The 23,997-nt window shown below is 41.4% G+C and carries 18 protein-coding genes; 9 read left to right on the top strand and 9 right to left on the bottom strand.

Annotated features, from left to right (window positions below; genetic code table 11):
• The first annotated feature begins 404 nt into the window (after nucleotides 1–404).
• Entirely contained in the window at nucleotides 405–1,616 is a 1,212-nt protein-coding gene (locus ACYRY3_RS28415; RefSeq protein ID WP_460205033.1) for an MFS transporter, read from the top strand.
• 297 nt (nucleotides 1,617–1,913) lie between these two features.
• Here ACYRY3_RS28415 and ACYRY3_RS28410 read toward each other — a convergent pair whose 3' ends face one another.
• The 3 genes from ACYRY3_RS28410 to ACYRY3_RS28400 form a co-directional block, all read right to left on the bottom strand.
• Complete coding sequence (locus ACYRY3_RS28410; RefSeq protein ID WP_460205032.1) at nucleotides 1,914–2,423, bottom strand: DUF6174 domain-containing protein; 510 nt, start codon at nucleotides 2,421–2,423, stop codon at nucleotides 1,914–1,916.
• Between the two features lie 107 nt (nucleotides 2,424–2,530).
• Nucleotides 2,531–6,280 (bottom strand): WD40 domain-containing protein, encoded by a 3,750-nt coding sequence (locus ACYRY3_RS28405; RefSeq protein ID WP_460205031.1) that lies wholly within the window; start codon nucleotides 6,278–6,280, stop codon nucleotides 2,531–2,533.
• A gap of 626 nt (nucleotides 6,281–6,906) precedes the next feature.
• The gene (locus ACYRY3_RS28400; RefSeq protein ID WP_460205030.1) at nucleotides 6,907–8,328 is read right to left on the bottom strand and encodes an NADP-dependent isocitrate dehydrogenase; all 1,422 of its coding nucleotides are present in this window, start codon (nucleotides 8,326–8,328) and stop codon (nucleotides 6,907–6,909) included.
• A 419-nt stretch (nucleotides 8,329–8,747) separates the two neighbouring features.
• Here ACYRY3_RS28400 and ACYRY3_RS28395 point away from each other — a divergent pair, with 419 nt between their 5' ends.
• Together ACYRY3_RS28395 and ACYRY3_RS28390 are read left to right on the top strand one after the other, a co-directional pair.
• Nucleotides 8,748–9,461 (top strand): GUN4 N-terminal ARM-like repeat domain-containing protein, encoded by a 714-nt coding sequence (locus ACYRY3_RS28395; protein ID WP_460205029.1) that lies wholly within the window; start codon nucleotides 8,748–8,750, stop codon nucleotides 9,459–9,461.
• Nucleotides 9,462–9,545: 84 nt separating this feature from the next.
• Nucleotides 9,546–10,658 (top strand): ABC transporter ATP-binding protein, encoded by a 1,113-nt coding sequence (locus tag ACYRY3_RS28390; protein WP_460205129.1) that lies wholly within the window; start codon nucleotides 9,546–9,548, stop codon nucleotides 10,656–10,658.
• On the opposite strand, the gene ACYRY3_RS28385 is transcribed toward ACYRY3_RS28390, so the two are convergent.
• Complete coding sequence (locus ACYRY3_RS28385; RefSeq protein ID WP_460205028.1) at nucleotides 10,644–10,814, bottom strand: hypothetical protein; 171 nt, start codon at nucleotides 10,812–10,814, stop codon at nucleotides 10,644–10,646. The genes ACYRY3_RS28390 and ACYRY3_RS28385 overlap by 15 nt on opposite strands.
• A gap of 966 nt (nucleotides 10,815–11,780) precedes the next feature.
• On the opposite strand from ACYRY3_RS28385, the gene ACYRY3_RS28380 reads away from it, so the two are divergent.
• Nucleotides 11,781–12,062: a hypothetical protein gene (locus ACYRY3_RS28380; protein ID WP_460205027.1), complete on the top strand. Its 282-nt coding sequence runs from the start codon at nucleotides 11,781–11,783 to the stop codon at nucleotides 12,060–12,062.
• An 11-nt stretch (nucleotides 12,063–12,073) separates the two neighbouring features.
• Nucleotides 12,074–12,865: a PhnD/SsuA/transferrin family substrate-binding protein gene (locus ACYRY3_RS28375; protein WP_460205026.1), complete on the top strand. Its 792-nt coding sequence runs from the start codon at nucleotides 12,074–12,076 to the stop codon at nucleotides 12,863–12,865.
• Between the two features lie 19 nt (nucleotides 12,866–12,884).
• On the opposite strand, the gene ACYRY3_RS28370 is transcribed toward ACYRY3_RS28375, so the two are convergent.
• From ACYRY3_RS28370 to ACYRY3_RS28355, 4 genes are all read right to left on the bottom strand, one after another.
• A complete protein-coding gene (locus tag ACYRY3_RS28370) occupies nucleotides 12,885–13,883 on the bottom strand; it encodes a tetratricopeptide repeat protein (protein WP_460205025.1) in 999 nt (332 codons plus the stop codon).
• 412 nt (nucleotides 13,884–14,295) lie between these two features.
• Nucleotides 14,296–14,466: a hypothetical protein gene (locus ACYRY3_RS28365; protein ID WP_460205024.1), complete on the bottom strand. Its 171-nt coding sequence runs from the start codon at nucleotides 14,464–14,466 to the stop codon at nucleotides 14,296–14,298.
• Nucleotides 14,467–14,625: 159 nt separating this feature from the next.
• Nucleotides 14,626–17,049: a two-partner secretion domain-containing protein gene (locus ACYRY3_RS28360; RefSeq protein ID WP_460205023.1), complete on the bottom strand. Its 2,424-nt coding sequence runs from the start codon at nucleotides 17,047–17,049 to the stop codon at nucleotides 14,626–14,628.
• Nucleotides 17,050–17,635: 586 nt separating this feature from the next.
• Entirely contained in the window at nucleotides 17,636–17,917 is a 282-nt protein-coding gene (locus ACYRY3_RS28355; RefSeq protein WP_460205022.1) for a hypothetical protein, read from the bottom strand.
• A 393-nt stretch (nucleotides 17,918–18,310) separates the two neighbouring features.
• On the opposite strand from ACYRY3_RS28355, the gene ACYRY3_RS28350 reads away from it, so the two are divergent.
• The 4 genes from ACYRY3_RS28350 to cas2 all read left to right on the top strand — a co-directional run bounded on the left by ACYRY3_RS28350 (nucleotide 18,311) and on the right by cas2 (nucleotide 21,422).
• Nucleotides 18,311–19,570, top strand: coding sequence for a gamma-glutamyltransferase family protein (locus tag ACYRY3_RS28350; RefSeq protein ID WP_460205021.1), 1,260 nt, complete (start codon nucleotides 18,311–18,313; stop codon nucleotides 19,568–19,570).
• Nucleotides 19,571–19,883: 313 nt separating this feature from the next.
• A complete protein-coding gene (locus tag ACYRY3_RS28345) occupies nucleotides 19,884–20,288 on the top strand; it encodes a hypothetical protein (protein WP_460205020.1) in 405 nt (134 codons plus the stop codon).
• Nucleotides 20,289–20,398: 110 nt separating this feature from the next.
• Complete coding sequence (gene cas1 / locus ACYRY3_RS28340; protein WP_460205019.1) at nucleotides 20,399–21,121, top strand: CRISPR-associated endonuclease Cas1; 723 nt, start codon at nucleotides 20,399–20,401, stop codon at nucleotides 21,119–21,121.
• 7 nt (nucleotides 21,122–21,128) lie between these two features.
• A complete protein-coding gene (gene cas2, locus ACYRY3_RS28335; protein WP_460205018.1) occupies nucleotides 21,129–21,422 on the top strand; it encodes a CRISPR-associated endonuclease Cas2 in 294 nt (97 codons plus the stop codon).
• Between the two features lie 1,159 nt (nucleotides 21,423–22,581).
• On the opposite strand, the gene ACYRY3_RS28330 is transcribed toward cas2, so the two are convergent.
• Nucleotides 22,582–23,757, bottom strand: coding sequence for a helix-turn-helix domain-containing protein (locus tag ACYRY3_RS28330; protein ID WP_460205017.1), 1,176 nt, complete (start codon nucleotides 23,755–23,757; stop codon nucleotides 22,582–22,584).
• Nucleotides 23,758–23,997: the final 240 nt, after the last annotated feature.

Here is a 23,997-nt window from a genome sequence, read left to right as displayed (position 1 = left end):
TCCCCTCCCATTAAGATTGCACCATTCTCTAACCCAAAATTTGCACCGCAGAAGAAAAGCTGTTGAGCAATTCCCAAACCTACTGTCGGTAAGTTGTCATTTTAAGTATAAATATATACTCTAAAAAGTTATATTTGATAACGGCACCTAAAGTGCATAACTTATACAAAAGAAAACCTATATATATATTTCGGGCTTAAAAGTATAAGAAATAATTTAAAAATAAATCTATCTAAAGATATATATTTGAGATTCTAAAGAAATAAATACTTAAGTAGTGTAATAATGAACATTAAATCTTTAACTCTGGATTTTCTTTGTTTGTCTATCACTACCAATTTAAGAAAAGTATTCAGTCCTGATAACCGATGACCTGGTAAACAGTACGGAGAACTCATGCAGTTATGAATAATAACAAAGCTTTATTTACTTTATTCTTAATTGTTTTCATCGATCTGATTGGTTTTGGAATTATAATTCCACTGATTCCTTTGTATGCATCAAGCTTCGGCGCGACCCCATTCTTCGCTGCAATTCTCGTCGCCATCTATTCGTTGATGCAGTTTTTCTTTGCACCCCTATGGGGTAGTCTCAGCGATCGCTATGGGAGGCGTCCTGTTTTTCTGCTGACATTGACAGGTTCAGTTATTGCATACACGATACTGGGTTTGGCGAAATTCCTGTGGATTTTATTTGTAGCTCGTGCTTTGGCTGGAGCAATGGCAGGTAATATTGCAACCGCACAGGCGTACATTGCAGATATTACAACACCAGAAAATCGCGCAAAGGGTATGGGTTTGCTAGGAATGTCGTTTGGATTGGGGTTCATTTTGGGCCCCGCGATTGGAGGTGTATTGGCTACCTGGGGAACGCAAGGCTCAAATTTCCAATTACCGTCATTCTTCGCAGCTTTTTTATCACTATTGGCGCTGGCACTTGCTTTCACATTTCTACCTGAATCACTCAGTTCTGAGAGAAAAGAGTTTCAAACTCCAGAACTCAAACAGCATCGACGCCTTTTCAATTTGTTAAAAGTTTTGCGTTCTCAACAAATTGCTTTACTTGTAGGAATGTCGTTTTTGGTAGCCTTTGCTATCTCCGCCCTTGACACCACATTAGGGCTGTGGGCTAAAAAGCAGTTTAACTGGGGACCTGGGGAAATTGGTTATTTGTTTGCTCTTATGGGTATCTTTACCGCCATTATGCAAGGTGGACTCATAGGAATTCTGACAAGGCGCTTTGACGAAAGCAAGATGTTAATATTTGGATTGAGCGCAACAGCAATGGGTTTTTTACTCATAGCCAGTGCCAATACTTTACCGTTAGTGATATTGGGTGGGATACTTTTGGGAATAGGACCGGGTACTAGTATTCCTTCAACCAACAGTCTAATCTCAAAGTTTGCCGCCGCCTCATCGCAGGGAGAAACTATGGGAGTTACACAGTCAGCTTCTGCTCTTGCAAGAATAGTTGGACCTACTTGGGCTGGAGTATGCTTTAGCACCTTTGGCAGTTCTGCACCATTTTTGAGCGGCACCGTTGCCATGCTGATTGCTGTTGCACTGAGTCTGCGCTTGGCAGGAGTAGCATTTAGCACAGTAAAGGTCAATGGCTGAAGATAGTTGATTGTGCTCTTTCCTACGGGCTGCTTTGATACTCAATAAGTGGGTCATATCATGTCCGGGTAAAGACTTATCATGAAGGCAATGGGGGGAGGGGGAGAGGGTTTTCCGGTTTTTGCACAGATTGTTTAATAATAACTAATTAACCGGACTTAATATGAAAATAAAAACAATCTGTGTAATGATAATAAAATAAGAGGTAAAAAGGTCAAAGCAAAGGAGTGCTGACCTTTTGTTCCTCTAAAATAAGATCGTTATGATTAAGAACTTGAAATTGGAATAAACTAGAAATTAAATCTTTTCTAGATTCTCAATTGTAGTCACTATTCCTGCATCGGCGGCTAGATTACCGATATTAATCTGAGTCGGGTAGCCTAGTGTAGGGTTGTATTCCACACTCAGATCCGATTCTCTATTGGTAATCGCATCCTCAATTAAATCAAAGAGATCGGGAACTGTATCATATTTTTGGAATAGTTCTGGGTTAACTGGTTGACCAGTAGCGGCACTCGTGATAGAAGTCGTGATTCCGTTACGCACTTCAATAATAACTGGTCCTCTGAATTCGCTTACACAGAAGCAATTATTGGTAAGTGTGTAACGATAGTTGAGAATTCCTTGTTTGTTCCATAATTTTAGATTTCTTTTGAGTTCCCCTAACTCGTTTGAGTTAACGTAGTTGGAATTGTCCGCCATTTGTACAAGTTTTGCTTGTGGGAATGTCAGGGGAAGAGCTACAACAGATGCATTCCATCCCAGAAATAGAGCTAATCCGATACTAATACTTAGTGATAAGCGCATACTGTTCCTACTGTGTATCCTCGTTTAGTATTGATGTTTATAGTGATAAGCATAAATCGGGGAGAACTAGGGGAGATAGTAAGCTTTCAGGTTTTTGCACGGGTGCTCTAATAATAACTCATTGAACTTGGTATCATATTGTCTACAGATTGTGCAGCACCCTGTACTGCTCCGAGAGCCTTTAAAGTTGCAATAGTTAATTCCGTTAAACCTGTAGTATCTGTGATGTTCATTCCCTCGTATAGTTTATCAGATTTTACAGTTTTTAAGCACTCGCCTGTATTGATATTCCACACCTTAATTGTTTCGTCTAGGCTAGTACTAATCAGGCTACCGCTTTGAGGGCTGTCTTCTGTAAAAAGCTCTGCAACACTGTATATTCGGGGAGCAAAAGCAATTGAAGATATCCAGCTTGTGTGTCCTTGCAAAGTTTTCAAACACTGACCAGTACTGATATCCCATAACTTTACTGTTTGGTCGTGGCTGCCAGTGGCTAAAATTTTGCTATCCCCAATGTTACTGCTGCGTTGCGGTGCAAAGGCTACTGAAGATACCCAACTCGTGTGTCCTGCCAAAGTTTTCAAACATTGACCGGTATTCGCATCCCACAACTTCACTGTTCGATCGTGACTGCTGCTAGCCAAGGTATCACCTAGAGGAGTGAAAGCAACGGATGATACACAACTGGTGTGTCCGTGGAAGGTGTTCAGACATTCACCAGTAATGACATTCCACAACTTTACGGTGTTGTCATCACTGCTACTAGCCAAAATGTTACCTTGAGGATTGAACATGACAGATGTTACCCAACTCGTATGTCCGTAAAAAGTGTTGAGACATTTACCAGTGTTGGCATCCCATAACTTCACAGTATGGTCATCACCACCGCTGGCTAAGAGCCAACTTAAAGGACTGTTTTCTGCCAAGGGTTCTATATCTGCGTTACGTTGCGGTGCAAAGGCAACTGACAAGACTCGATTTGTATGTCCCCGCAAAATTTCTAAACATTGACCTGTATCGATATCCCATAGCCTTACAGTACCATCTTCACTGCCACTAGCCAAGGTTAACCCCAAAGGATTGACGGCGACTGACAAGACTCTATCTGTGTGTCCTTGCAATATTTTCAAACTTTGACCTGTATAGGCATCCCACAACTTCACGGTACAGTCTTCATTGCCACTTACTAAAATTTGGCTGTCTTGACTAAAAACGGCTGACCAAACCCGATTTGTATGTCCTTGCACGGTTTTCAGACATTGGCTTGTATGGATGTCCCATAACTTGATAGTTTGATCGTGACTGCCGCTAGCTAGAGTATTTTCAGGGTTGAATGCTACTGATGAGACCCAACTGTTGTGCCCTCGCAAAGTTTTTAGGCATTGACCCGTATCAACATCCCACAATTTTACTGTGCGATCGTCACTACCACTAGCTAAAGTATGACCATCTGGACTAAATGCAACGGCTGAAACCCAACTGGTGTGCCCTTGCAAAGTTTCTAAGCATTGACCCGTATCAACGTCCCACAACTTTATTGTATGGTCGTGACTACTGCTAGCTAGGATATTACTTTCAGGGCTAAAGGCTATTGATGAAACCCAACTGTTGTGTCCTTGCAAAATTTTTAAGCATTGACCCGTATCAATATTCCACAACTTTATCGTCTGGTCTTGACTGCCAGTGGCTAAAGTATGACTATTTAGAAAAGCGATCGCTTGTATATAACTGGTATCTTCTGATAAAGTTTTTAAGCACTTACCATTACCGACATCCCACAATTTCATTGTTTGGTCGTAACTGCTACTGACTAAAGTACTACCTTGAGGACTAAAAGCGATCGATTGTACATAACCAGTGTGTCCCGATAAAGTCTTTAGGCATTGCCCGGTACTAACATCCCACAATTTTATTGTTTGGTCATAACTGCCACTAGCTAAGATGTTACCTTTAGGACTAAAAGCAACTGAAAATGTCCAATTAGTATGTCCCTTACAAATAAAAATTTTTTTACTTGTCGCCAGTTCCCATAAGTGAATTTCACCGTTGGTATCACTTGTGGCTAAAATTTGACCATTTGAACTAAATGCTATGGACAAAACACCGCCTAGGTGCTCAGCAAAGACAGATTTAGATAGATTAGATTGTCTAAAATTGACATAATGCAAATTAACATTTTGTAAGTAAGCTTGACAAAGATTTAATTGAGAGAAATCATATTTTTTTAAATCAATTTTCATTTGAATTAATAAATTTATAATATTTCCAGCTAAATAACCAGGAGAATTTGGAAACTTTTCTTGCCAATTTAAAAGAATTTGATTCAACTTACCTAAAACAGCTTTTTGAGAACCAATTATAGTTTCCATCTTAGCTATAATTGGCTTTAAAAAAACACGAATATGAATTTTTTTCAAACAATCATTTGCATCGGCTTTGAGAAGAAAAAACTTATTTAACAACACTGGTGTTCCAATTGATATTTCATCACATATCAACTCAATAAATTGTTCTGTTACATACTCCATAATAATTGGTAGTTGGGTAAACCTCGCAGAACTCTGCTCTATCAAAGCACTTTGCTGCAAAGTTACCAAAGCTTCCAGTAATTTTGAAGTTACTACCGCTGATAAAAAATTATCTTGCAATTCTGTAAATGTTATTGGCTCGCGATGGATGGCTAGCCAATACATTACTTCCTTTTCTAAATCTGATAATTTAGCAAACTGCCGATCTAAAAGACCGCGAATTGCACCAACAACAATAATGTTTTGTTTTAAAAATTCTGAGATTTTACCATTAAATAATTCTTGAATAGTGTTGGCAACTATCTTTAGTGCTAATGGATTGCCAGAGTAATGGGAAATTAATACTTTCCATTCTGCCTCGGACCCAAAAAATAAACCTTTATCCATAAAGATTTTTTGTCCTTCAGCCTCCTTCAATCCTTTTAACTGTAATGAGCGAATTGGTAGTGTTTCTCCTTCTAAGGAAGCCAATTCTTTAGGTTTTTGCCGACTCGTAATTACCAAACAACTTTGATGTGATGTTTCTCCTATTCGTCGAAGTAGTTCACCATATTCTTCACAAGCCTCTGAGTAATGTTCGGTGCGATCGCTAGGGTGCAAAATTGACTCAAAATTGTCTAATACTAACAAACATCGGTGTTGGCGCAAACACTCAATTAACTGTAATAATTTACCATCCAAAGTGTCCGGTATTTCATTTTTATGCTGCTTGTTCAGAAATCGTAACAGCTTGGTCAAAACTTCTTTAAGAGGTGGAGCGTGACGTAAGGAACGCCAAATGAGATATTCAAACTTATCCTGAATTTGTTGTGCGCTGGTTACAGATAAAGCAGTTTTACCTATTCCCCCAATACCTAGCACCCCTACTAACCGACAACCATCTTGTACAATCCATTGCTCTAACGTGGCAAGTTCTGCCGTGCGACCATAAAAACTTGATACGTCAATTGCTTCTCCCCAGTCCTGACACTGATAGCTAACAGCTTCTTCTAACCCTGAATCAGAGGTTATAGATTTTGTAATTTGTACAGCTTGTCCCAGATGTATTTGGTCAGGGTTTGCAAGAGAAAGACTTCGACGTTCTAATGCCACTTTAAAATTAATTTTACTAACTTTTTCTCCTAAGGCATCTGAAAGCAATTTCCATAACTTAGGACCAACATCATGTTTGAGATATTCAGCAGCATATCCATAAGTTTCTGCAATTTCATCATACTTTTTACGCTGCCAAGCTGCCCGAAGCATTACTGTTTCAACATCTTTCAGGTGTCTATTCGTTTTGGCAAAAACAGCGGCATCTGCTACTCTAAATGCTTCTTCAAATTCCATGACTTAGATCCTTATCAATTTTAACTACCTTAGTTTATCCGCCCTACTAAATCTTTCAGTTGACCAACTTGCATTCTATATTAGTCCGAACTATAGGGTTAGCATTAGTATTGATAACTTTCTCACTTAAGGAACCATTTCCCCCAAGCAAAAAATCATTTATATAATTTTGAATAGCAGTATTTTTAATACTGTAATACCATTTCTATATAAAGATGCATAGAAAGAACCCCACCGCCTACGGCTCCTCTCCGAACTTCGGGGAGATTAGGAGGGGTAAAAATTGTGTGCAGCTTCATATTAAATTGGTATAAAAAATTAATTTTTTATTTTGCGAATGATGTTTTGTCTTCTTATAGTTTTCCAATTACAAAGATTTTTTGCTACCTAAATTAGATGAGTTAAGCATCAACTTAACGAATCAAGCTACAAAATTGCTCCAGATACTATTGCAGTCAAGTTAGAGATATGTTGTAATATCATGTTCGGTTAAACACTTGTAATAAAAATACCCCTCCCTAACCCAGACCTTATTAAGGGGAGGGTGCCGTTAGTCTCCCTAACGCAGAACTGGTCATTCATCCCACACTGCCTTCGGTCAGATGTGGGATGAATGACCGATTAAGCTAACTAAAATGCTTGATAATTGCGTCAGCAAATTCAGAACACTTCAAAGGTTCCACTGGCGGTTCTAACAAACGTGCCAAATCGTAGGTTACTTGACGGTTTGCGATCGCTTCCCCCAAGCCCTTCTTAATCAAATCTGCTGCTTCTTGCCAACCCAAATATTCCAGCATCATAACACCAGACAAAATCACCGAACCGGGATTGATTCTGTCCAAACCAGCGTGTTTGGGTGCAGTTCCGTGGGTTGCTTCAAAAATGGCACATTCATCGCCAATATTTGCCCCCGGTCCCATACCCAGCCCGCCGACGATAGCGGCGGCGGCATCCGACAAGTAATCCCCGTTCAGGTTCATTGTCGCCAAAATAGAATACTCATCAGGTCTTGTTTGGATTTGTTGGAAGATACTATCGGCAATGCGGTCATTAACCATCACCTTATCTTTCCACTTGCCATTGCCGTGGGTTTCCCAAATTGAGTCAAGAACTGTTTTCACTTCTTCAACAACTTGGGCTTGCTTGTCACCGGTTAAGGCATCAAAACCAGGTTCAATCGCCCTAGCGTTGTCTTCCAAAGAAAGATTGGGATTATTTTCTTTGTTACTCAAAATCCAAGATTCGCGTTCGGTAATGCACTCCTTACGAAACTCGCTTGTTGCCAGTTCGTAACCCCAATCCCGGAAAGCGCCTTCGGTGTACTTCATGATGTTGCCTTTATGCACCAGAGTCACCATTTGCTTGTTTTTGGGAAGTTGCAAAGCGTGTTTAATAGCACGCCGTACAAGGCGTTGGGAACCCGTTTTGCTGATAGGTTTAATGCCTATACCAGAATCTAAAGGAATTTGCTTTTTACCGTGTTCTGGGGTAGCAGGAATGAGTTCTTTGTTCAGGATAGAGATTAAGCGATCGCCAATTTCACTGCCTTGCCGCCACTCAATGCCCAAATAAATATCTTCCGTATTTTCCCGGTAAATAATCACATCCAGTTTTTCTGGGTTTTTATGGGGAGAGGGCGTACCTGCATAGTAACGGCAAGGACGCACGCAGGCATATAAGTCAAAAATTTGACGTAAAGCAACGTTGAGAGAACGAATGCCACCACCGACAGGAGTTGTGAGAGGTCCTTTAATAGCAACCCCATATTCCTTAATTGCCGTCAGGGTGTCCTGGGGTAAATACTGATAAGTCCCGTATACTTCGCATGCTTCATCCCCTGCAAAAACCTTGAACCAGCTGATTTTCCGCTTGCCCTTGTATGCCGTTTCCACTGCAGCATCAAGAACCTTTTGAGCAGCAGGCCAAATATCTATTCCCGTACCGTCACCCCGAATAAAGGGGATAATTGGATTGTCAGGAACAATGGGCTCACCGTTTTTGAAGGTGATTTTTGCTCCCGTTGTGGGATTTGTGATTTTATCGTACATTTCACACTCCTGATGGCTGTGCTGCAACTTGTATAATCTTGGGATTTTAAGCCCAAAAGTGAGAAACTTATGATTGGAAGGCTAGCAGATTTTCGTGTGTCTTTTCTGATAGATTTATGAGGCGCAGAGTTTTCTTTTCCCCGAGTTGTAAAATGTCTAGCGTCCCTTACTTGGGATTCACCAAACCGTTGCTATTTTATCGCCTATACACTTTTTTAGTCTACTGTTTGAGTAAAGTTCCTTCAAGGATGCTCAACACCAGAAACAATCCATACCACTCACAGTAAGGCTACCCTGAAAAATAAGGGTGGGCATTCTTTGCGATTTCCTGTAAACTACTTTTCGCTATTAGTAGTACGCAGTCTAAAAAAATTGATAGCTCATAGCTTGTGTACCCATCGCATTTTACGAGTAATTGCATGACAGACCCAACGATTGTATCAGGCACTGCTAATGACATCGAATCCCTCCGCCAACCATTAGTTGCTGGGTCTACGGGTGTCCAACAGCAGGTTATTCCACAGCTTGCTAACTTAGGAGAGGGAGGATTGGATGTCCTGATGGAATTTTTATTTGAACGTCGGGAAAATCCGGCAACTTGGGTAGACGGCAAAGCTTACCAAGTTCTCTACACATCTGATTCACCCAAAGCTAAGGAATTTTTACAAAAATATTTTCCCAATGGAATAGTTCCTTTAAAATCAGATTGTAATATTGATTACAGTTCTTTGCAGCAGCTTTTGGCAAACCAAGACTTTCAAGCCGCCGATCGCATGACCATACAAAAAATGTGTGAATTGGCAGGTTCAACAGCAGTGCAAAGAAAATGGTTGTACTTTACTGAAGTAGACAATTTTCCAGCAACCGACCTACAAACAATCAACGCCTTATGGATAGTTCACTCAGAAGGAAAATTTGGCTTTTCCGTACAGAGAGAAATATGGTTGGGCTTGGGGAAAAACTGGGATAAACTCTGGGAAAAAATTGGTTGGAAAAAAGGCAATAACTGGACGCGGTATCCCAACGAGTTTACCTGGAATCTCAGCGCCCCAAGAGGTCACCTCCCTTTATCCAATCAATTACGTGGCGTCAGAGTTATTGCTTCTTTACTCTCTCATCCTGCATGGAATTAGTCAAAAGTCATTAGTCCTTAGTCCTGAGTTACAAAGGGCTATTGACAAATGACTTTTGACATACGACAAAGGACAAAATCTACAATGGCAAGCGTTCGTCTAGAAAACATTAAGCGTAAATTTAATAATGTCACTGCTATTGAGGACATTACTTTTGATATCGCCGATGGTGAATTTTGGGTCTTGGTGGGACCATCAGGTTGTGGAAAATCTACCATTTTGCGAACTATAGCTGGTTTGGAAACTGCCACCTCTGGCAAACTCTATATTGGGGAGAGGCAGGTGAACAATATTCCAGCAAGACAGCGAGATGTAGCGATGGTGTTTCAAAACTATGCCCTTTATCCCCATATGACGGTGGCAGAAAACATTGCTTTTGGCTTGCAAATGCGAAAAGTTGACCCTAAAATCATTCAAGAAAGAGTGATGGCAGTGGCGCGATCGCTTTCTCTAGAGCATCTCTTAGAACGCAAACCCAAACAGCTTTCAGGCGGACAGCAACAACGTGTTGCCTTGGGGAGAGCAATTGCCCGCGAACCACAGGTTTTTTTACTTGATGAACCTCTGTCTAATTTAGATGCACAATTGCGCGACGATACACGGGCAGAGTTAAAACAACTTCATCAAGAACTGGGCATTACCACTATCTACGTCACCCACGACCAAGTTGAAGCAATGACTTTGGCTGATAGGATCGTGGTACTGAATCGGGGACGGATTCAACAAATTGGCGAACCACAAACTATCTATTCCCAACCTGCCAACCGTATGGTAGCAACTTTTTTGGGAAGTCCCCCAATGAATATCCTACCCGCAAAGTTTAATGGCAACGGCTTTGATATAGGTGGTCAGATGTTACCTTGTCCTAATTTTATTAGGGAAAAATTGCGTCCTGTGGCGGGGCAAAGTTTAGATTTAGGAATTCGTCCCGAGCATATTTATATTGTTGAATCGCAAAGGCGGACAGCCCAAACACAACAAGAGTTTGGGGAATTTAGAGTCGAGGTAAAGGTTGTGGAACCTCTGGGGAGAGAGACCTTGATTCGTGGAGGTTTACCAGGTTCGGGAGTGGTAGTCAACGTTCAAATGGGTGCTGATGTACGTCCCCATCCCGGCGAGTCCCTTTCTTTGGAATTAGACCTACAACGATTGTTTGTGTTTGATTCTGCCACTGGTGATAAGCTATTTCCTCAATAACTGCTCTAATGGGATCGTGTTTTGTTGCTGAATTGGGTGGAAAAAAGAGAGATAAAAATCATTTGGGTTCAATTTAGCTGGGAATAAGTGTATTTGCATTCCATAGGTTAGGGACTGATGGTAAAGTGCGATCGCATCTTCTAATCCATAAAACATAATGGGAACCCATTTGTCGTTTTTGTAAAAGTAGACGGCGACTTTACTCGTTGTGTTCTCCGCGCCCAGAAGCGGACATTGCCAAGGCGAAATCACGGAACAAAACAACTCCTTCTTGAGATATTTACAATTAAAGCTTCACAAGTCTTAACAAATCTCAACTCATACTTTGGATAGATAAATCAAGACATTAATAATGTTTTAATATTTCTCGGATTGGGCGCGAAAATTGCAAATGTCGCTGCGTTGAGTCAACTCCCTATTCGTGGCTCTGACCTTAGTAGCAAACTCGGTTTCAGCGTTATAAATATACACCACTATCCTCAATCCGAGTTGTAATAGTGTCAATTAGCTCCTTTACTTTCTAAAAGTCTATATTTCTCCATATATCTTTGTTGACGTTGTGGCTAAACCTTTGACACAGACTGTATAGACCAAAAGTTTAGTCGCTGTCTCATTGTCACGAAGACTACAACTTTCTACTTCTTCCTTTTGGCTTATAAAATCCGCCAAGATGGGCGAACAGTTTTATTTCCCGTGGAATAAAAGTTAACTCCGGCTTTATGCAGGGCGGTCATTTTTTCCGACCTACTTAAAAGCAGGGGCAATAAAGCCGTTTGGCAGAGCGCGGAGGTCAATACCCTTGTTACCTTTTTTACTTTTGCCTCCTTCTGCCCTCTGCCCTCTGCCTTTCTTGTAAAGGTAACTTTTACCTATGGCGGCTCTCTGTGTATTGCGTTACAGTTTGATACCCTATCTCCCACTTTTTCTCTAACAACAGAAAGGAGAGAGAAGGGAAGTGTTCGATTTCTAGACAAGAACAATTATGAGTATAACAGGACAATTTGCTTTCATGCCTTGCTTTTTTTAGTAAGCTATGCAATATTGCCTATAAATAACAGTAACATCATCGGAATACCGTATTTTTGAGAAGAGCCCAGTGTGAGGGTTAAAGGAGTCGTCAAAATGACAGTAGCACAGCACCGTAGAGCAACGTCCTTAGTTGTAAGCAGTCAAAATTCAGAAAGGCTAACTCACCGCTTTTGGCAGCCCATACAGCTTGGTGCAGCATTGGTTATGAAACTTTGGTGGCATACCAAGGCATACGGGACAGTTTTGATAATTGCCCTGCTAACTTTGATAAGTCTGATTTTTTTGCAAATTTATTGGTCTTGCCGTCGCTTGCTACAAGTTGTAGTACACTCTAGTGTTGAAGAAGGTGAGTGGACGACCTTCAGCCGCAAGTGATTGAATGAATTATGCTAAGAGCTGTCTCATATCTAGCTCCTAATTGGTTCCATTTCTATAAAGCAGTTGTCGATTATACGGGTCGTATCTTGGGAGTTGAAACCCAACTTTTCCAGGGAGAATGCGACCCACTGCACGATCCCCTGCTGATGGAAGACCGATTAGACCTGGCATTCATCTGTGGATTACCGTTGATTAGGTATTGCCAGGTTGTACCAAACCAGTTGCAGGTGTTGGTTGCTCCCGTTATGAAAGCACCACGCTATCAAAACCGTCCTATTTACTTTTCAGACGTCATTGTGAATGCTACCAGTCCTCTAGAAAAGTTTGAAGATTTGCGGCTCAAACGTTTTTGTTACAATGACCCAGGCTCAAACAGTGGGTATAATTTGCTGTGCGATCGCTTAATCCGGTGCGGTTATGCCAAAAACTTTTTTAGTCAGGCAATCCAATCTGGTTCTCACCAGCGTTCGATTGAATGGGTAGTGAACGGACGTTGTGACTGCGCTGCAATTGATAGTGTTGTGTTAGAGCAAGAACTGCGGGAATTCCCAGAATTATCCCATCGTTTGCGAGTTGTAGAAGTGCTCGGACCCTCCCCCATGCCGCCTTTAGTCGTGGCTCAGCATCTCGGTGAATCCCCAATCCAGCAACTTCAACTGGCTTTACTTCACCCAGATGCAGAACTACAAGCCGCTATGGAACGAGTGGGAGTTCAGCGTTTTGCTGTTTTGGCGTTGGAAGAATATAGGGAACTAGCGGAAATTTACAATAGTGTTTGGCAAGAGCTGCCACTGAAATGACGCTGTATCCGTTTCCAACCTAGCGGGCAACCGTGTAATGAGTTACACTTCTGTTTTCCGTTTGCAAAAGAGCATCCCGATAAACCCTTTCAAACATAACCCGTTGAGCATGGCTACCACCAATCTTATAGAGTTGTGGTAGAAGCGGTTTTAGTATAGTGGAAGCTGTTGACCAATCACCAGTAGCGTGGGCAACCATACCTCTAGCAGCTGGAATGGCAACTTCAAACCAGTGCTGACGCAAGTATGAGTTTGCGGTGGCAACCTGTTTCTCCATACTCTGCTGCATTTGGATTAACCATTCACTACGTCCTGCTTTTGCAAGTGCGTAAACGTAATGTAAGTCTTGAAAGGGTAATGCGTGTTCGTAGAGGCGGGGGAAAAGATAACCGCTTAATTCTTTCCACCGTTCCCCCACTTGAAATCCGCATAACTCCAACCTTAATAGGAGTGCGATCGCTCCGACTTGGTCTTTAGGAGAGTTTTTTTGGGCGCGACCCCAAACATGAGTATCATAGAGGTTCAATACTTTTTCTTTGTCACGTTGTTCCAGGTAGTAAAGCGCTATATGCCACCAATTGTGGGTGTAGAGCATGGAGTTGCAGTTTTCCCAGGTGTCTGCATGACTTTCCATCCAAGCGATACCCTGATTCACTCGTCCTTGAGTTTCCATCACATGGGCAATGGCGTGATGTGCCCAAGGGTCATGACGATTTATGGTAGTTGCTAGCCGAGCCAATGCTTCTGCTTCCGCAAGCTTATGACATTGTTCAAAACCAAATGCCACCATTCCATACAGGTAATGATTGTCTCGATTCTCTTTAAGAACTTTTTGAGCAATTTTGAGAAATCTCTCTTTGTCTCCTAAGTAGAAACAGTGATACTGCCCTTGTTGAACTGAAATCAAATCCCGAGGAAACTCTTGGGTAATTTCCTCGTGTAGTGCGATCGATATGTCAATTGCTCCTGCTGCCCAAGCTGCAATTGCTTGAATGTATAACTGCTCTCGCTCAGTCACTTTTGCTATATGCTGTTGGGCTAAGCGCAAATGGTGTATGGCTTGCTTGGTTGCGGTTGCGTTTTCCTGAGAGAGGTAATGAGCAGCTGCGTAAGCACGAACAAGCGCACAGGTTGGATCTGCTGCAACTCCTTGTAAGAGGCAAGCTTCAGCATCCTTACCATAACTTAGGGCTTGTTCTATGAAACCGTTAATGGCTGCGATCGTTTTTTGGAGTCTGTTGTAACTTCAAGTCCTTGAGCGTCTTTTAGCATTGTGAATTCCTAGTTTACAGCCATCTGTTAAGGTTAAAAGCTTATCAACGCACCCAATTTTCGAGTTGATTTTAATACGTCTGTAAGTCTACCGACTAACCGTATTATATTTGAGTATGTCACAAGCGATCGCCAAAAAGCAAGAACCATCTTTGAGCTTACTCAGACTGATTGGAAGCTTTCACCACTCTCCCCAACTCAGCAATATAGCGGTGAGATGAAGCCCTGCTAACTCCGTTTGCCAATAAATCTTGGCGTATGTGTGCCATAAATTGCTCATCCATACCACAAATCGGGGCTTCAATTGTCCAGCGGGGATTAAATCCCATTTGCGCCATTCCCGTAGGGTCTATATCAATGAATTTATAAGGAACTTTGCGAGAAAACCAATTCCAGAAATTTATAAAAAAATGAACAAGTTATAACGGCTAACTCTCAGTACCGCCATAAACCTTGCAAATGACGAATCACAAATGACAAAGGACGACCTAAAAATTGCAAGATGCAGCATTGAACCAGGAACTGTGAGGCGTAGTTGTTGGTGCAGAAGCAACCAAGGTAATGTCGCCATTGCCATCCACAACCCATCCCTGTGCCTCTACAATTGAGGATGCGGTAGCAGCAGATGCAGAGAATTTTTCTCCATTCCCCGTGTCTTCAAGTCCTAGCGTCCCCATTTTCTCTGGAAGCGATACCCACCCTACTCTCACAGAATGATTTCTGAGACTTTCTCTAGGGTTAGGTGGCAAACCACCACGTCCGGTAATAATGAATTCGCTTTCATTTTGAGCGCCACGAGGAGAGCAAGCAGAAGCTAATTTTGGTTCATTTGGTTCTACTGGTAAATTAATAAATCCCGAAGTGGGATCGAGATCGGGTGTATTGATACTGACTACACCACTTAAATTGGGGTTAGTTTGAGAAATTGCCGTGATGTCACTTGTTCGTAGGCGTTGGGGGTCTAACTCAGAAGGGTCGTTAACTTTCAATAGCCTTGCCAATTCATCTCGACTGCGCGGTACAAGACCAAAAATCCCAGTGGCATTGATTTGGACTTTGCCACCAGAACCGGTAAAAGCATTGGCAGTGATATCACTGTTTTCCGTGGGTTTGGCGACGATGAAACCATTGGGAACATTGATGAAAATATTACCGCCATTGCCAATAGACTGTACCTTACCAGCGTTAGTGGAGATTTGACTGTTGCGGAGCATTAGTAATAAGTCTTGCAATTGTAGCGAAATATTCCCGCCTTGACCCGTGTCAGTTTCAGATGATAGTTTTCCCTGATTGTCTAGAAGTATAGAGCGAGCGGTTATATTGAGTTCACCGGCTCTCCCAAGATTGCTTCTATCCCCTAGGTAATTAACATTGTTTGGGACTTCACTACTGACAGTTATTGCAGCCCCATCACGTACAATAAGTTGGTTTGCAGTCAAGGTTAAGTTTCCAGCATCCCCCGAACCTTGAGTAGAGGCTGATAAGCGACTGGGAAGACCTGTTGGTGTCATTCCAGCTAACTCTACAGACTCGGAGGCGTTTACAGTCAAATTCCCTCCTTTTCCTGTCCCTGGTGTAAAAAGCCGTGGAGTAAATTGCGTATTTATTTCTCCACTAGATGCTGTTGAGACAATTGCCCCGTCTTGAACATACAACCTCCTAGTATTGATCGTTATGTCACCTGCCTTCGCGGCAGAAATAGTTTCGCTAAACAATCCACTTCTCTGAGTCATATTTGGAGCGGTATAACTACCACTCAACTCCACAGACTCTGAAGCTGTCACGAGCAATTGCCCTCCGGTACCCGCGCCTCGAGTCGAAGTTGATACTTGCGCTCCATTGCGAACAATGAACTTCCTCGTGACAATAATTATGTTTCCGCTCTGTCCAGTATTACCAGTTGCGGTTTGCAATAAAGTTCCAGGACCTATCATTTCCAAGGATTCTGAGGCATTCACTGCCACGTTGCCTCCAGGCATGGAACCCATGGTTCTAGCTAAAATCCTTGAAGATTCACGAAGTACTATTTGGTTGCCTTGTATCTGAATGCTGCCATCTCCTTCGCCACTGGTATTTACAGTAGAGTAAATCTTAGAGCCATCAACAGTTCGTTCACTTAATTGAATGTTTTGGAAATTTTGAACACCTTCATATCCTAAGACCCAACCTTGATTTGTTTGATTTAAGCTAACCAGATTATTAGCAGCAACACTTCCTAGCTCTATTCGCCCTGACCTTGCTGTTAAATTTCCGCCCTCTAATGTTACATCACCGCCCACAAGTGCCAAGGTTTTACCTGGTTGTACCTGCAGACCAACGGGGGTTGCAGAGTTACTGATTGCGTTATTTGAACTGGCTTGGGATTGATTGCGGATGGCCGCTGCGGTTGCTCCAAATTGCAACCCAGTAGGAACACTGACTGTCAGCAGAGACGTGCTTTGGGGAATTGTGGCACTAAACTTTGTCCCATCGGCAAAGTTAAGACTGTTTGCCGTACTTGCAACGAATGAACCACCGATTTTTAACGAAGCACGAGAACCAAAAATAATTCCATTGGGATTAATCAGAAATAGGTTGGCTGTAGAGTTAGCACTAATAGTACCATCAATGTTAGAAATAGAGTTACCTGTGATCCGGCTAATAATATTCTGAATATCTGCAGAATTGTTAAAGTAAGCTGTAGTTCCATTAGGAACAGAAAATTGTTCAAAACTGTGGAACAAATTGTTTCCAGATCGGGTTCCACCTTCTATAATCTTTAGATTATCTTGTGTTGTAACACGAGAGTTATTAGGTAGAGTAGCATCCGGAGTAATTTGGGCAATAGCAAAATCGGCAGAGCAAGCTACTAAACCACCTATTGCAACTCCTAGCGCTTTAAACGCTCCCCAACAATAATTCGTCCCGGACATTTCACCCCACTATAAAGTAGCAGCTATTAAACAAGGTAACGTTGTACCTATAGTAATCCTAAATCATTTGTGAAAAATTTATAACCGCTTTGATGAAATATATTAAGTAATTCGGCGAGAAAAAACCAAACTATGTAGCGAAAAGTAAAATCTTTGGATGTGGCTCGTAGTAGTGCTGTCTTCACATATGTCCCAACTACAAATCAGTTATGATTATTTACGCCGACTTACTTATCATAACTGATGTAACGAAATATTTAGTAGGCTAGATTAAGGAATAAACCAGCCCACTAGCCTCAGCTATAAAGAATTACAGAATTTGCTTATCCTAATCAAACAATGGCTTAGTGGAATACTTCCTATTGCTTATTAGGATAATTAAGTAGGTAGATTGAGAAAGGTTATTGAAGAAGGGAACTCTTAACAGGGATGCTTTTACGAAGTAAAAGCATTCATGTGAGACTGTTCGGTGTTCCCTGTTTTAGAGGAGTCTAAAACCCCATCTTCTATAAGTTCGCCGTGTAGGTTGGGGTTTAAATCCCCATATGTTACAGTCTGTTCGGAGTTCAGAGTTCCCTGTTGCCTTTTAATCGCAATGCATCCAATCACAAGTTGTACATATTCCTCTTTCTGCCACTGGTATGATTGACTCGCTGCGAGTTGATTGGATAAATTCCTTGAATTCTTTATCTTTAGTAGAATCTGTAAAGTTAACTTTATCAAGATCGAGCATACACTTAACTTGAAGAACATGATGCCCTTCTATACCATATTTGACAAGAACCTCGGATAACTTAGAGTTTTTTATACTCTCCAAAAATTCTTGCTGCAGTTCTTCTTGTAACAGCTGTAGATTCTGAGATGCCATAATCTTTTTTCTCCTGCCAGTGGTAAATGTGTAACCTGTTATTGCACTTAATTAAGTGCATGAAAGTATGTGTTAACTAATAATGAATGGGAAGTAAGTTAACCAGAAATACATCTGTACTTTAGGCTTACTTTTTTTCTTCCATATATTTATCGGTGCAAATGAAGTGAACTTATGCACTTTTTTTTGTTCGGGTTTCGCCTCAAAAGCGATCGCTATTTTGTTAACCCGGAAAATAGCGTATAGGAAATTACAAACACAACCACGTAATAGAAAGACACAGCAGCCAGTGACATTTATTCCTGAGACAAGGATTTGCTTGAATTTAGGGAAAATAAAAATGGTGGTAACAAATTGTAAAAAATATTAGCTACAGTACCGCCAAAAATCAGTATGGGAATTTACAATAAGAATTTAAAAAGAAAAGAAAAGGTCAAATTGTCCTTGCGATCGGCAAACCTGAACAACTACCCCTACTCAAGTACCCGACGAGTCATTATGGGGACTCGCGGTGCGGTTGCAACAAGTCAACCCTTAGCTGCCTTGGCTGGAATGGAGATGTTATGGGCAGGGGGTAACGCTGTGGATGCGGCTGTTGCAAGTGCTATTGCTCTGACAGTAGTCGAACCTACTTCCAACGGTATTGGTTCAGATGCATTTGCCATAGTGTGGGATGGGAAACTGCATGGCTTAAATGCTTCTGGGAAAAGCCCGCAAAGTTTAAAATTAGAACAGTTCGCAGGGCTGAAAGCAATAACAGCAAGTGACTTAGCTCAGCATCAAGCCGATTGGGTGACACCAATTTCAGCCAACTATAGAGGGTTTACAGTTTGGGAACTGCCACCCAACACCCAAGGTATTGCCACATTAATGGCTTTGAACATCCTCTCAGGCTTTGATTTATCCAAAATCAAACGGGAATCATCTCAAAGCTACCATTTACAGATTGAGGCAATGAAACTTGCCTTTGCCGATTTATATAGATATATTGCTGATGAGCGTTTTCTAGAAGTGCCCGTGTCGCAACTTCTCTCTTTGGATTATGCAGCATCCCGCCGCTCTTTGATTGGAGACAAAGCAATTGCGATCGCAAATTTCGGATTGCCAAAAGGAGGAACTGTCTATCTAGCTGCGGCTGATAGTGAATTGATGGTTTCCTTTATCCAATCCAATTACCTGGGCTTTGGTAGTGGGGTTCTTCCGGCTGGTACTGGGATTGCGCTGCAAAATCGGGGGTGTAGTTTTACCTTAGAGCAGGGACATCCCAATCAAATAGCACCAGGAAAACGCTCCCTACACACAATTATTCCCGGCTTTCTCACTCAAGATAACCAACCAATTGGCCCATTTGGAGTGATGGGCGGAGAGATGCAACCGCAGGGACATTTGCAAGTTGTGGTTAACATGGTTGATTATGGTCTGAATCCCCAATCCGCTTTGGATGCCCCTAGGTGGCAATTTGTCAAGGGTTCCACAGTTCTTGTAGAGCAAACTGTAGCGTCCAAGATAGTAGAAGAACTGCAACAGCGGGGTCACGAGATCGTACCAAGCCCACCAGAGTTTTTTGGTCGCGGTCAAATTATCAGCAAGCACAATCAAGTGCTGATTGCTGCTAGTGAACCTCGCACTGATGGTTTGGCTGTTGCTTGGTAACAAAAGTTTATACCAGCCTCAATCATGCGGTGATACTCGTCAACCGTCCATTTGGCAGTAATAATGGTCATGACGATTGCTCTTCCTCAATGATTTGTTCTGTACTTATAATATTTGCCAAAAAATCAGTTTTCTAAAAAATCTGTCCAAATTCTATTTGCAGTGTAAACTACACTTGGAAAGAGGTATTATTACGTTGTACTTAGGGTCACATTAGTAGTCATGTTGCACCAATAAGTCATATGCGATTTTGGGAACTAACCTACGCTAAAATTGAAACGGTTTTATCAAGGCATGGGTAGGGAATTGAATAATGGCAACAGAAACAATTACTCTTCAAATTCCAGAAATACTCTATCAGCGTTTAGTCAATACTGCCCACGCGCAACGTCGCCCAATTGAAGAAGTTATCATTCATGCTTTGTCTGTAGGTAGTCCTCCAGAATGGGATGATGTACCAGAGGAATTCCAAGCGGATCTGGCAGCTTTAGATAAACTAGATGACAATAGTCTATGGCAAATGGTTCGCAGTTGTAAAACAGCAGACGAAATGGAGCGATACAACTTTCTGCTCTTGCGTAATTCTAGTGGTAATATTACAGACGCAGAAAAATTGGAACTCATAACACTACGTCACGAAGCTGACCTTTTTATGCTTTGTAAAGCCCAAGCTGCTGTGTTACTTCGTTGGCGAGGACATCATGTGCCGACTCCTTAGAGGATGTTTCAAATTTTTCATCTTGCACGGGCGGGTTTCGTCTGTGTAATCCTGACTTCCAGTCGTTCAGGCAAGTCATCAAATAGACTTACAAACATCCTCTTAAATTGTTGTGTCTAAATATATTCCTGAAAGCTTACGAAATCAATACGATTGTAGGAACAGTCGGTGAACACAGAGAAGAACTGAAAGAAAAGGCAACTGGTACAATTAGTCGCCAAAAACTTGAGGACGAACCCGATAACCAACCCTCGTTGCTGTGTAGTTTGGCAAGAACAAAAAGCAGTTTCATTATCCACTTATGGCTTTGCGTCAGTTTCAGACACTTTGAACAAAGCTATTCACAAGACATTCCCCAAGAACTGCGATTTAGCGATCGCAATCGTCGCCCACCAAAAGATAGGTTTAATTCCCTTTTGGGTTTTGGTTATGCCTTGCTAATGAAAGACGTAATGAACGCTATTTTAACTGTAGGATTAGAACCCGCATTCGGTTTTTACCACCAACCTCGTTCTCAAGCTGCACCACTAGCACTAGATTTGATAGAAATTTTTCGAGTCCCCTTAGTTGATATGGCGATTATGGCATCAATCAATCGCGGTCAATGGGATGTACAAGCAGATTTTGAAGTCCGAGGAGAACAGGTATGGTTAAGCGAAACTGGTAAGCGCAAGTTTGTTGAGTTGTATGAACGAAGAAAACAAGAAACTTGGAAACATCCAATTACAGGTTATTCCCTAACCTACCGCCGTTTGATGGAACTAGAAGTTCGGCTTCTGGAAAAGGAGTGGTCTGGCGAAGGCGGTTTGTTTGCTCAATTAATATTGCGGTGAGGTGACAATGGCTGAATTGAAAAACTGTTACTTGATTTGCTACGATATTCGGTGTCCAAAACGCTGGCGTAAAGCCTACAAATTGTTAGAAGGTTACGGCGAGAGGATACAGTACTCAATATTTCGCTGTTGGCTCAATCAGCGCAGCCGCGAAAAATTACGTTGGGAACTGGAAAAGATACTCGCAACTGAAGACGCTATTCTCTTTCTGCGACTTAGTAATCGCTGCCTTGAAGAGATCCATAAATACAATCGACCTGGTGCATGGTCTCACGTGCAGGAACCGTATCTCATCGTCTGATGCAAGCACCTGTGAGTGTGAAGTACAATAAAAGGCGATTATAGCTCAGAACCTTGACAATTAAAGACTTTGAGGATTTTTAGAACTTTGTTAGGTGCTTGCAAACCGTCAATTTTTGAGCAATAGTGGGATTTTTCAACAGGTGCTTGTAATATTGGTTGAGAGCCAAGTTCTGATAAGGCTTTCAACGGTCGCCGTGTCCTCACCTAAGATGCCGTAAGGCGTTGAGCACTGTCTTTGCATTGGGATGAAGTCAGAATTAAATGCAGTGTCCTCACCTAAGATGCCGTAAGGCGTTGAGCACTACCAAACGCTGTACCCAGGAATATAAAGCCTAGATATGTGTCCTCACCTAAGATGCCGTAAGGCGTTGAGCACATCGACTGTTTTAAGGGACACAAAGTCAAAGGCTTACACTAGGTTTGTCGTTACGATGCATGCGCTGAAGCGCAACTACGAACAAATTATTTCATTGTAGAGACGCTTCAAACAGCGTGTCTCTACATCATGGTGCGTCTCTATATAAGGTTTGTCGTGCAATCAGAGGTGTAAACTCCCTATTCGCGAGCGTTATCCTTTAGGGCGGGGAGTGTCAAGAGATGGGCAAAAGCCCACGTTAAACGAATACTTTTTGTATATCAGCCTTGGGCGGGATTTTTGCAGAACTGTTTTCTTTCTAGAGAAAGTAGAACGGAAGTTGAAGATTATATTAAATTTTCATTTAGATAAATACACCGATAAAAACCGCTAGCTAGCATATACCTTTGAACCCTAAATTTTTAATAATTAGGGTTGTAGCAAATATCAAGCTCGGTTGAACACTTATTATCTGTAGGTCAGGTTCACGAAGTAAAATCCAACTAAGCCTAACGGATTGTGTTGGGTTGTATTCCGTTTTAGTCAAGCTACTGTCAATCTACAAGAAGTAACTGTTCAATCAGGCTTCATATTACACCTTACTCAAGACAAATAACAGATGACAACCTTTATATATAAGTAAGTCGGCGTAAATAAACACAAATATGTTACAAAATGTAAATGCATCGGAAACCTTACTAATGAACGCCACTTGCTACAACGGGGAAATCCCTGCAACGCAGTGGTTCCCAATGACAAATAACTAAGGACAACCTCACCAGTTACGTTTTTTCTTACCGACTTACTTATCATTTAAAATGATGTGATTTTTTGAGTCATAACTAATTTTACCTTGTTGTTGTAATTTGCTTATCAATCGTGTAATTGTGACTCTGGTTGTACAGCAGGCACTGGCAAGCTCTTCATGAGTGAGGCGAACACTTAAGCGAGTTCCCTCGGCTACGGGTTGACCAATTTCTTGTTTTAACAGTTGTAACAGGTGATAAAAACGGTCTTGTACCTGTCTTCTACTAGAATTAACTAAGAAAAATTCTGTTTGTCGTAACCGCTGAGTAATTTTTGGTAAAAGAGCAAGGCTCAATTGAGGTGAAGCTTTGATTTCTGCTAGGTTAATTGAGACTAATTCAACATTTGTAAGAGCTATTGCTTGATAAGTATTTAGGGAAGTCATACTAGAACCAAAAACCATTTCCTCTTTTGCTAACCCTACTAACATTTCTTCACCTGTTTCAGATGTTGTAGTAAGCTTCACTACACCTTGGTGAACATACCAAATTGATAAGGAATTGAGGGGTATACCCTCTCCTCTAGTATATTTATACAAAGAGCGATTCTGGTAGAAATTTTCACCATTGTCAAAAGGCAATAATTCTGCTTGCTTACTCTCAACAATCTCACGTATTAACCAGCGTATTCCTATTGGCTTGCCGTGTTGATTGCAAATAAATCCGATTTTTGTAGTAGCCTCAAACAACTCTCTATTACTTTTTTGCAAGCTTATTTTTAACTCTGTTACCCTGTTTCCTCGGTTAATCTGGAGAAGGTAGTTGCGAAAGCTTGGACGGTTCTCTAGTGCCACGTAATTAATTATTGGCTTCCCTACTAAATACTTCTGTGAAACATTGAACAATTTAGCAGCAGCACGGTTAGCTTCTTGAATTATGCCAATAGTATCAGTTACCAAATAAGCATTGGGTGCGCCGTCAAATAAATCCTGGTAACGTTGACGTTGCGCTTCAATTAAATTTCTTGTTTGTATCAGTTCCTCATTTTGCTGGGATAGTTCTTCTGCAGCTATCTTGATGATTTCTGAGGCATAACTGAGTTCCATGAAAGTTTGCGGCACTGTATTTTGTATCGCCGTGGCACTGACAATTTCATACAAATCTCTTAATCGGTTGTGCATTGCCTTTGCCTGCTGAGCAAATTCGTCTATATTTATTCTGTTTAAGTCCATTTTAATTCCCTTAATTAATAGATTCTTGACACAATGGCACGACTATTTGATTTGTGTAATTGGGGGTTGGTTAGGATAGGTTTTGCAAATGTGATGGTAGTGGGCAGTGCCTAATTTGATGCCGGTGGGCAGTGCCCACCCTACAATATTTTCTTTGCTTATAAAGAATTGGCAGTATTGATGCAAATTTATATTAATTTGCTCAATATTTTGTAATTTTTATCGCTGAAAAAAATTTAT

This window comes from Scytonema sp. NUACC21 (assembly GCF_054684315.1).
The sequence above is the reverse complement of the archived record's forward strand: the minus strand, read 5'-3'. Positions and strand labels throughout refer to the sequence as shown.

What these genes read in the sequence shown, in the direction of transcription:
- ACYRY3_RS28415 (WP_460205033.1), top strand. Translation starts at nt 405, where the DNA reads ATGAATAATAACAAAGCTTTATTTACTTTATTCTTAATTGTTTTCATC.
- ACYRY3_RS28410 (WP_460205032.1), bottom strand. Translation starts at nt 2,423, where the DNA reads ATGCGCTTATCACTAAGTATTAGTATCGGATTAGCTCTATTTCTGGGA.
- ACYRY3_RS28405 (WP_460205031.1), bottom strand. Translation starts at nt 6,280, where the DNA reads ATGGAATTTGAAGAAGCATTTAGAGTAGCAGATGCCGCTGTTTTTGCC.
- ACYRY3_RS28400 (WP_460205030.1), bottom strand. Translation starts at nt 8,328, where the DNA reads ATGTACGATAAAATCACAAATCCCACAACGGGAGCAAAAATCACCTTC.
- ACYRY3_RS28395 (WP_460205029.1), top strand. Translation starts at nt 8,748, where the DNA reads ATGACAGACCCAACGATTGTATCAGGCACTGCTAATGACATCGAATCC.
- ACYRY3_RS28390 (WP_460205129.1), top strand. Translation starts at nt 9,546, where the DNA reads ATGGCAAGCGTTCGTCTAGAAAACATTAAGCGTAAATTTAATAATGTC.
- ACYRY3_RS28385 (WP_460205028.1), bottom strand. Translation starts at nt 10,814, where the DNA reads ATGTTTTATGGATTAGAAGATGCGATCGCACTTTACCATCAGTCCCTA.
- ACYRY3_RS28380 (WP_460205027.1), top strand. Translation starts at nt 11,781, where the DNA reads ATGACAGTAGCACAGCACCGTAGAGCAACGTCCTTAGTTGTAAGCAGT.
- ACYRY3_RS28375 (WP_460205026.1), top strand. Translation starts at nt 12,074, where the DNA reads ATGCTAAGAGCTGTCTCATATCTAGCTCCTAATTGGTTCCATTTCTAT.
- ACYRY3_RS28365 (WP_460205024.1), bottom strand. Translation starts at nt 14,466, where the DNA reads ATGGGATTTAATCCCCGCTGGACAATTGAAGCCCCGATTTGTGGTATG.
- ACYRY3_RS28360 (WP_460205023.1), bottom strand. Translation starts at nt 17,049, where the DNA reads ATGTCCGGGACGAATTATTGTTGGGGAGCGTTTAAAGCGCTAGGAGTT.
- ACYRY3_RS28355 (WP_460205022.1), bottom strand. Translation starts at nt 17,917, where the DNA reads ATGGCATCTCAGAATCTACAGCTGTTACAAGAAGAACTGCAGCAAGAA.
- ACYRY3_RS28350 (WP_460205021.1), top strand. Translation starts at nt 18,311, where the DNA reads ATGGGAATTTACAATAAGAATTTAAAAAGAAAAGAAAAGGTCAAATTG.
- ACYRY3_RS28345 (WP_460205020.1), top strand. Translation starts at nt 19,884, where the DNA reads ATGGCAACAGAAACAATTACTCTTCAAATTCCAGAAATACTCTATCAG.
- cas2 (WP_460205018.1), top strand. Translation starts at nt 21,129, where the DNA reads ATGGCTGAATTGAAAAACTGTTACTTGATTTGCTACGATATTCGGTGT.
- ACYRY3_RS28330 (WP_460205017.1), bottom strand. Translation starts at nt 23,757, where the DNA reads ATGGACTTAAACAGAATAAATATAGACGAATTTGCTCAGCAGGCAAAG.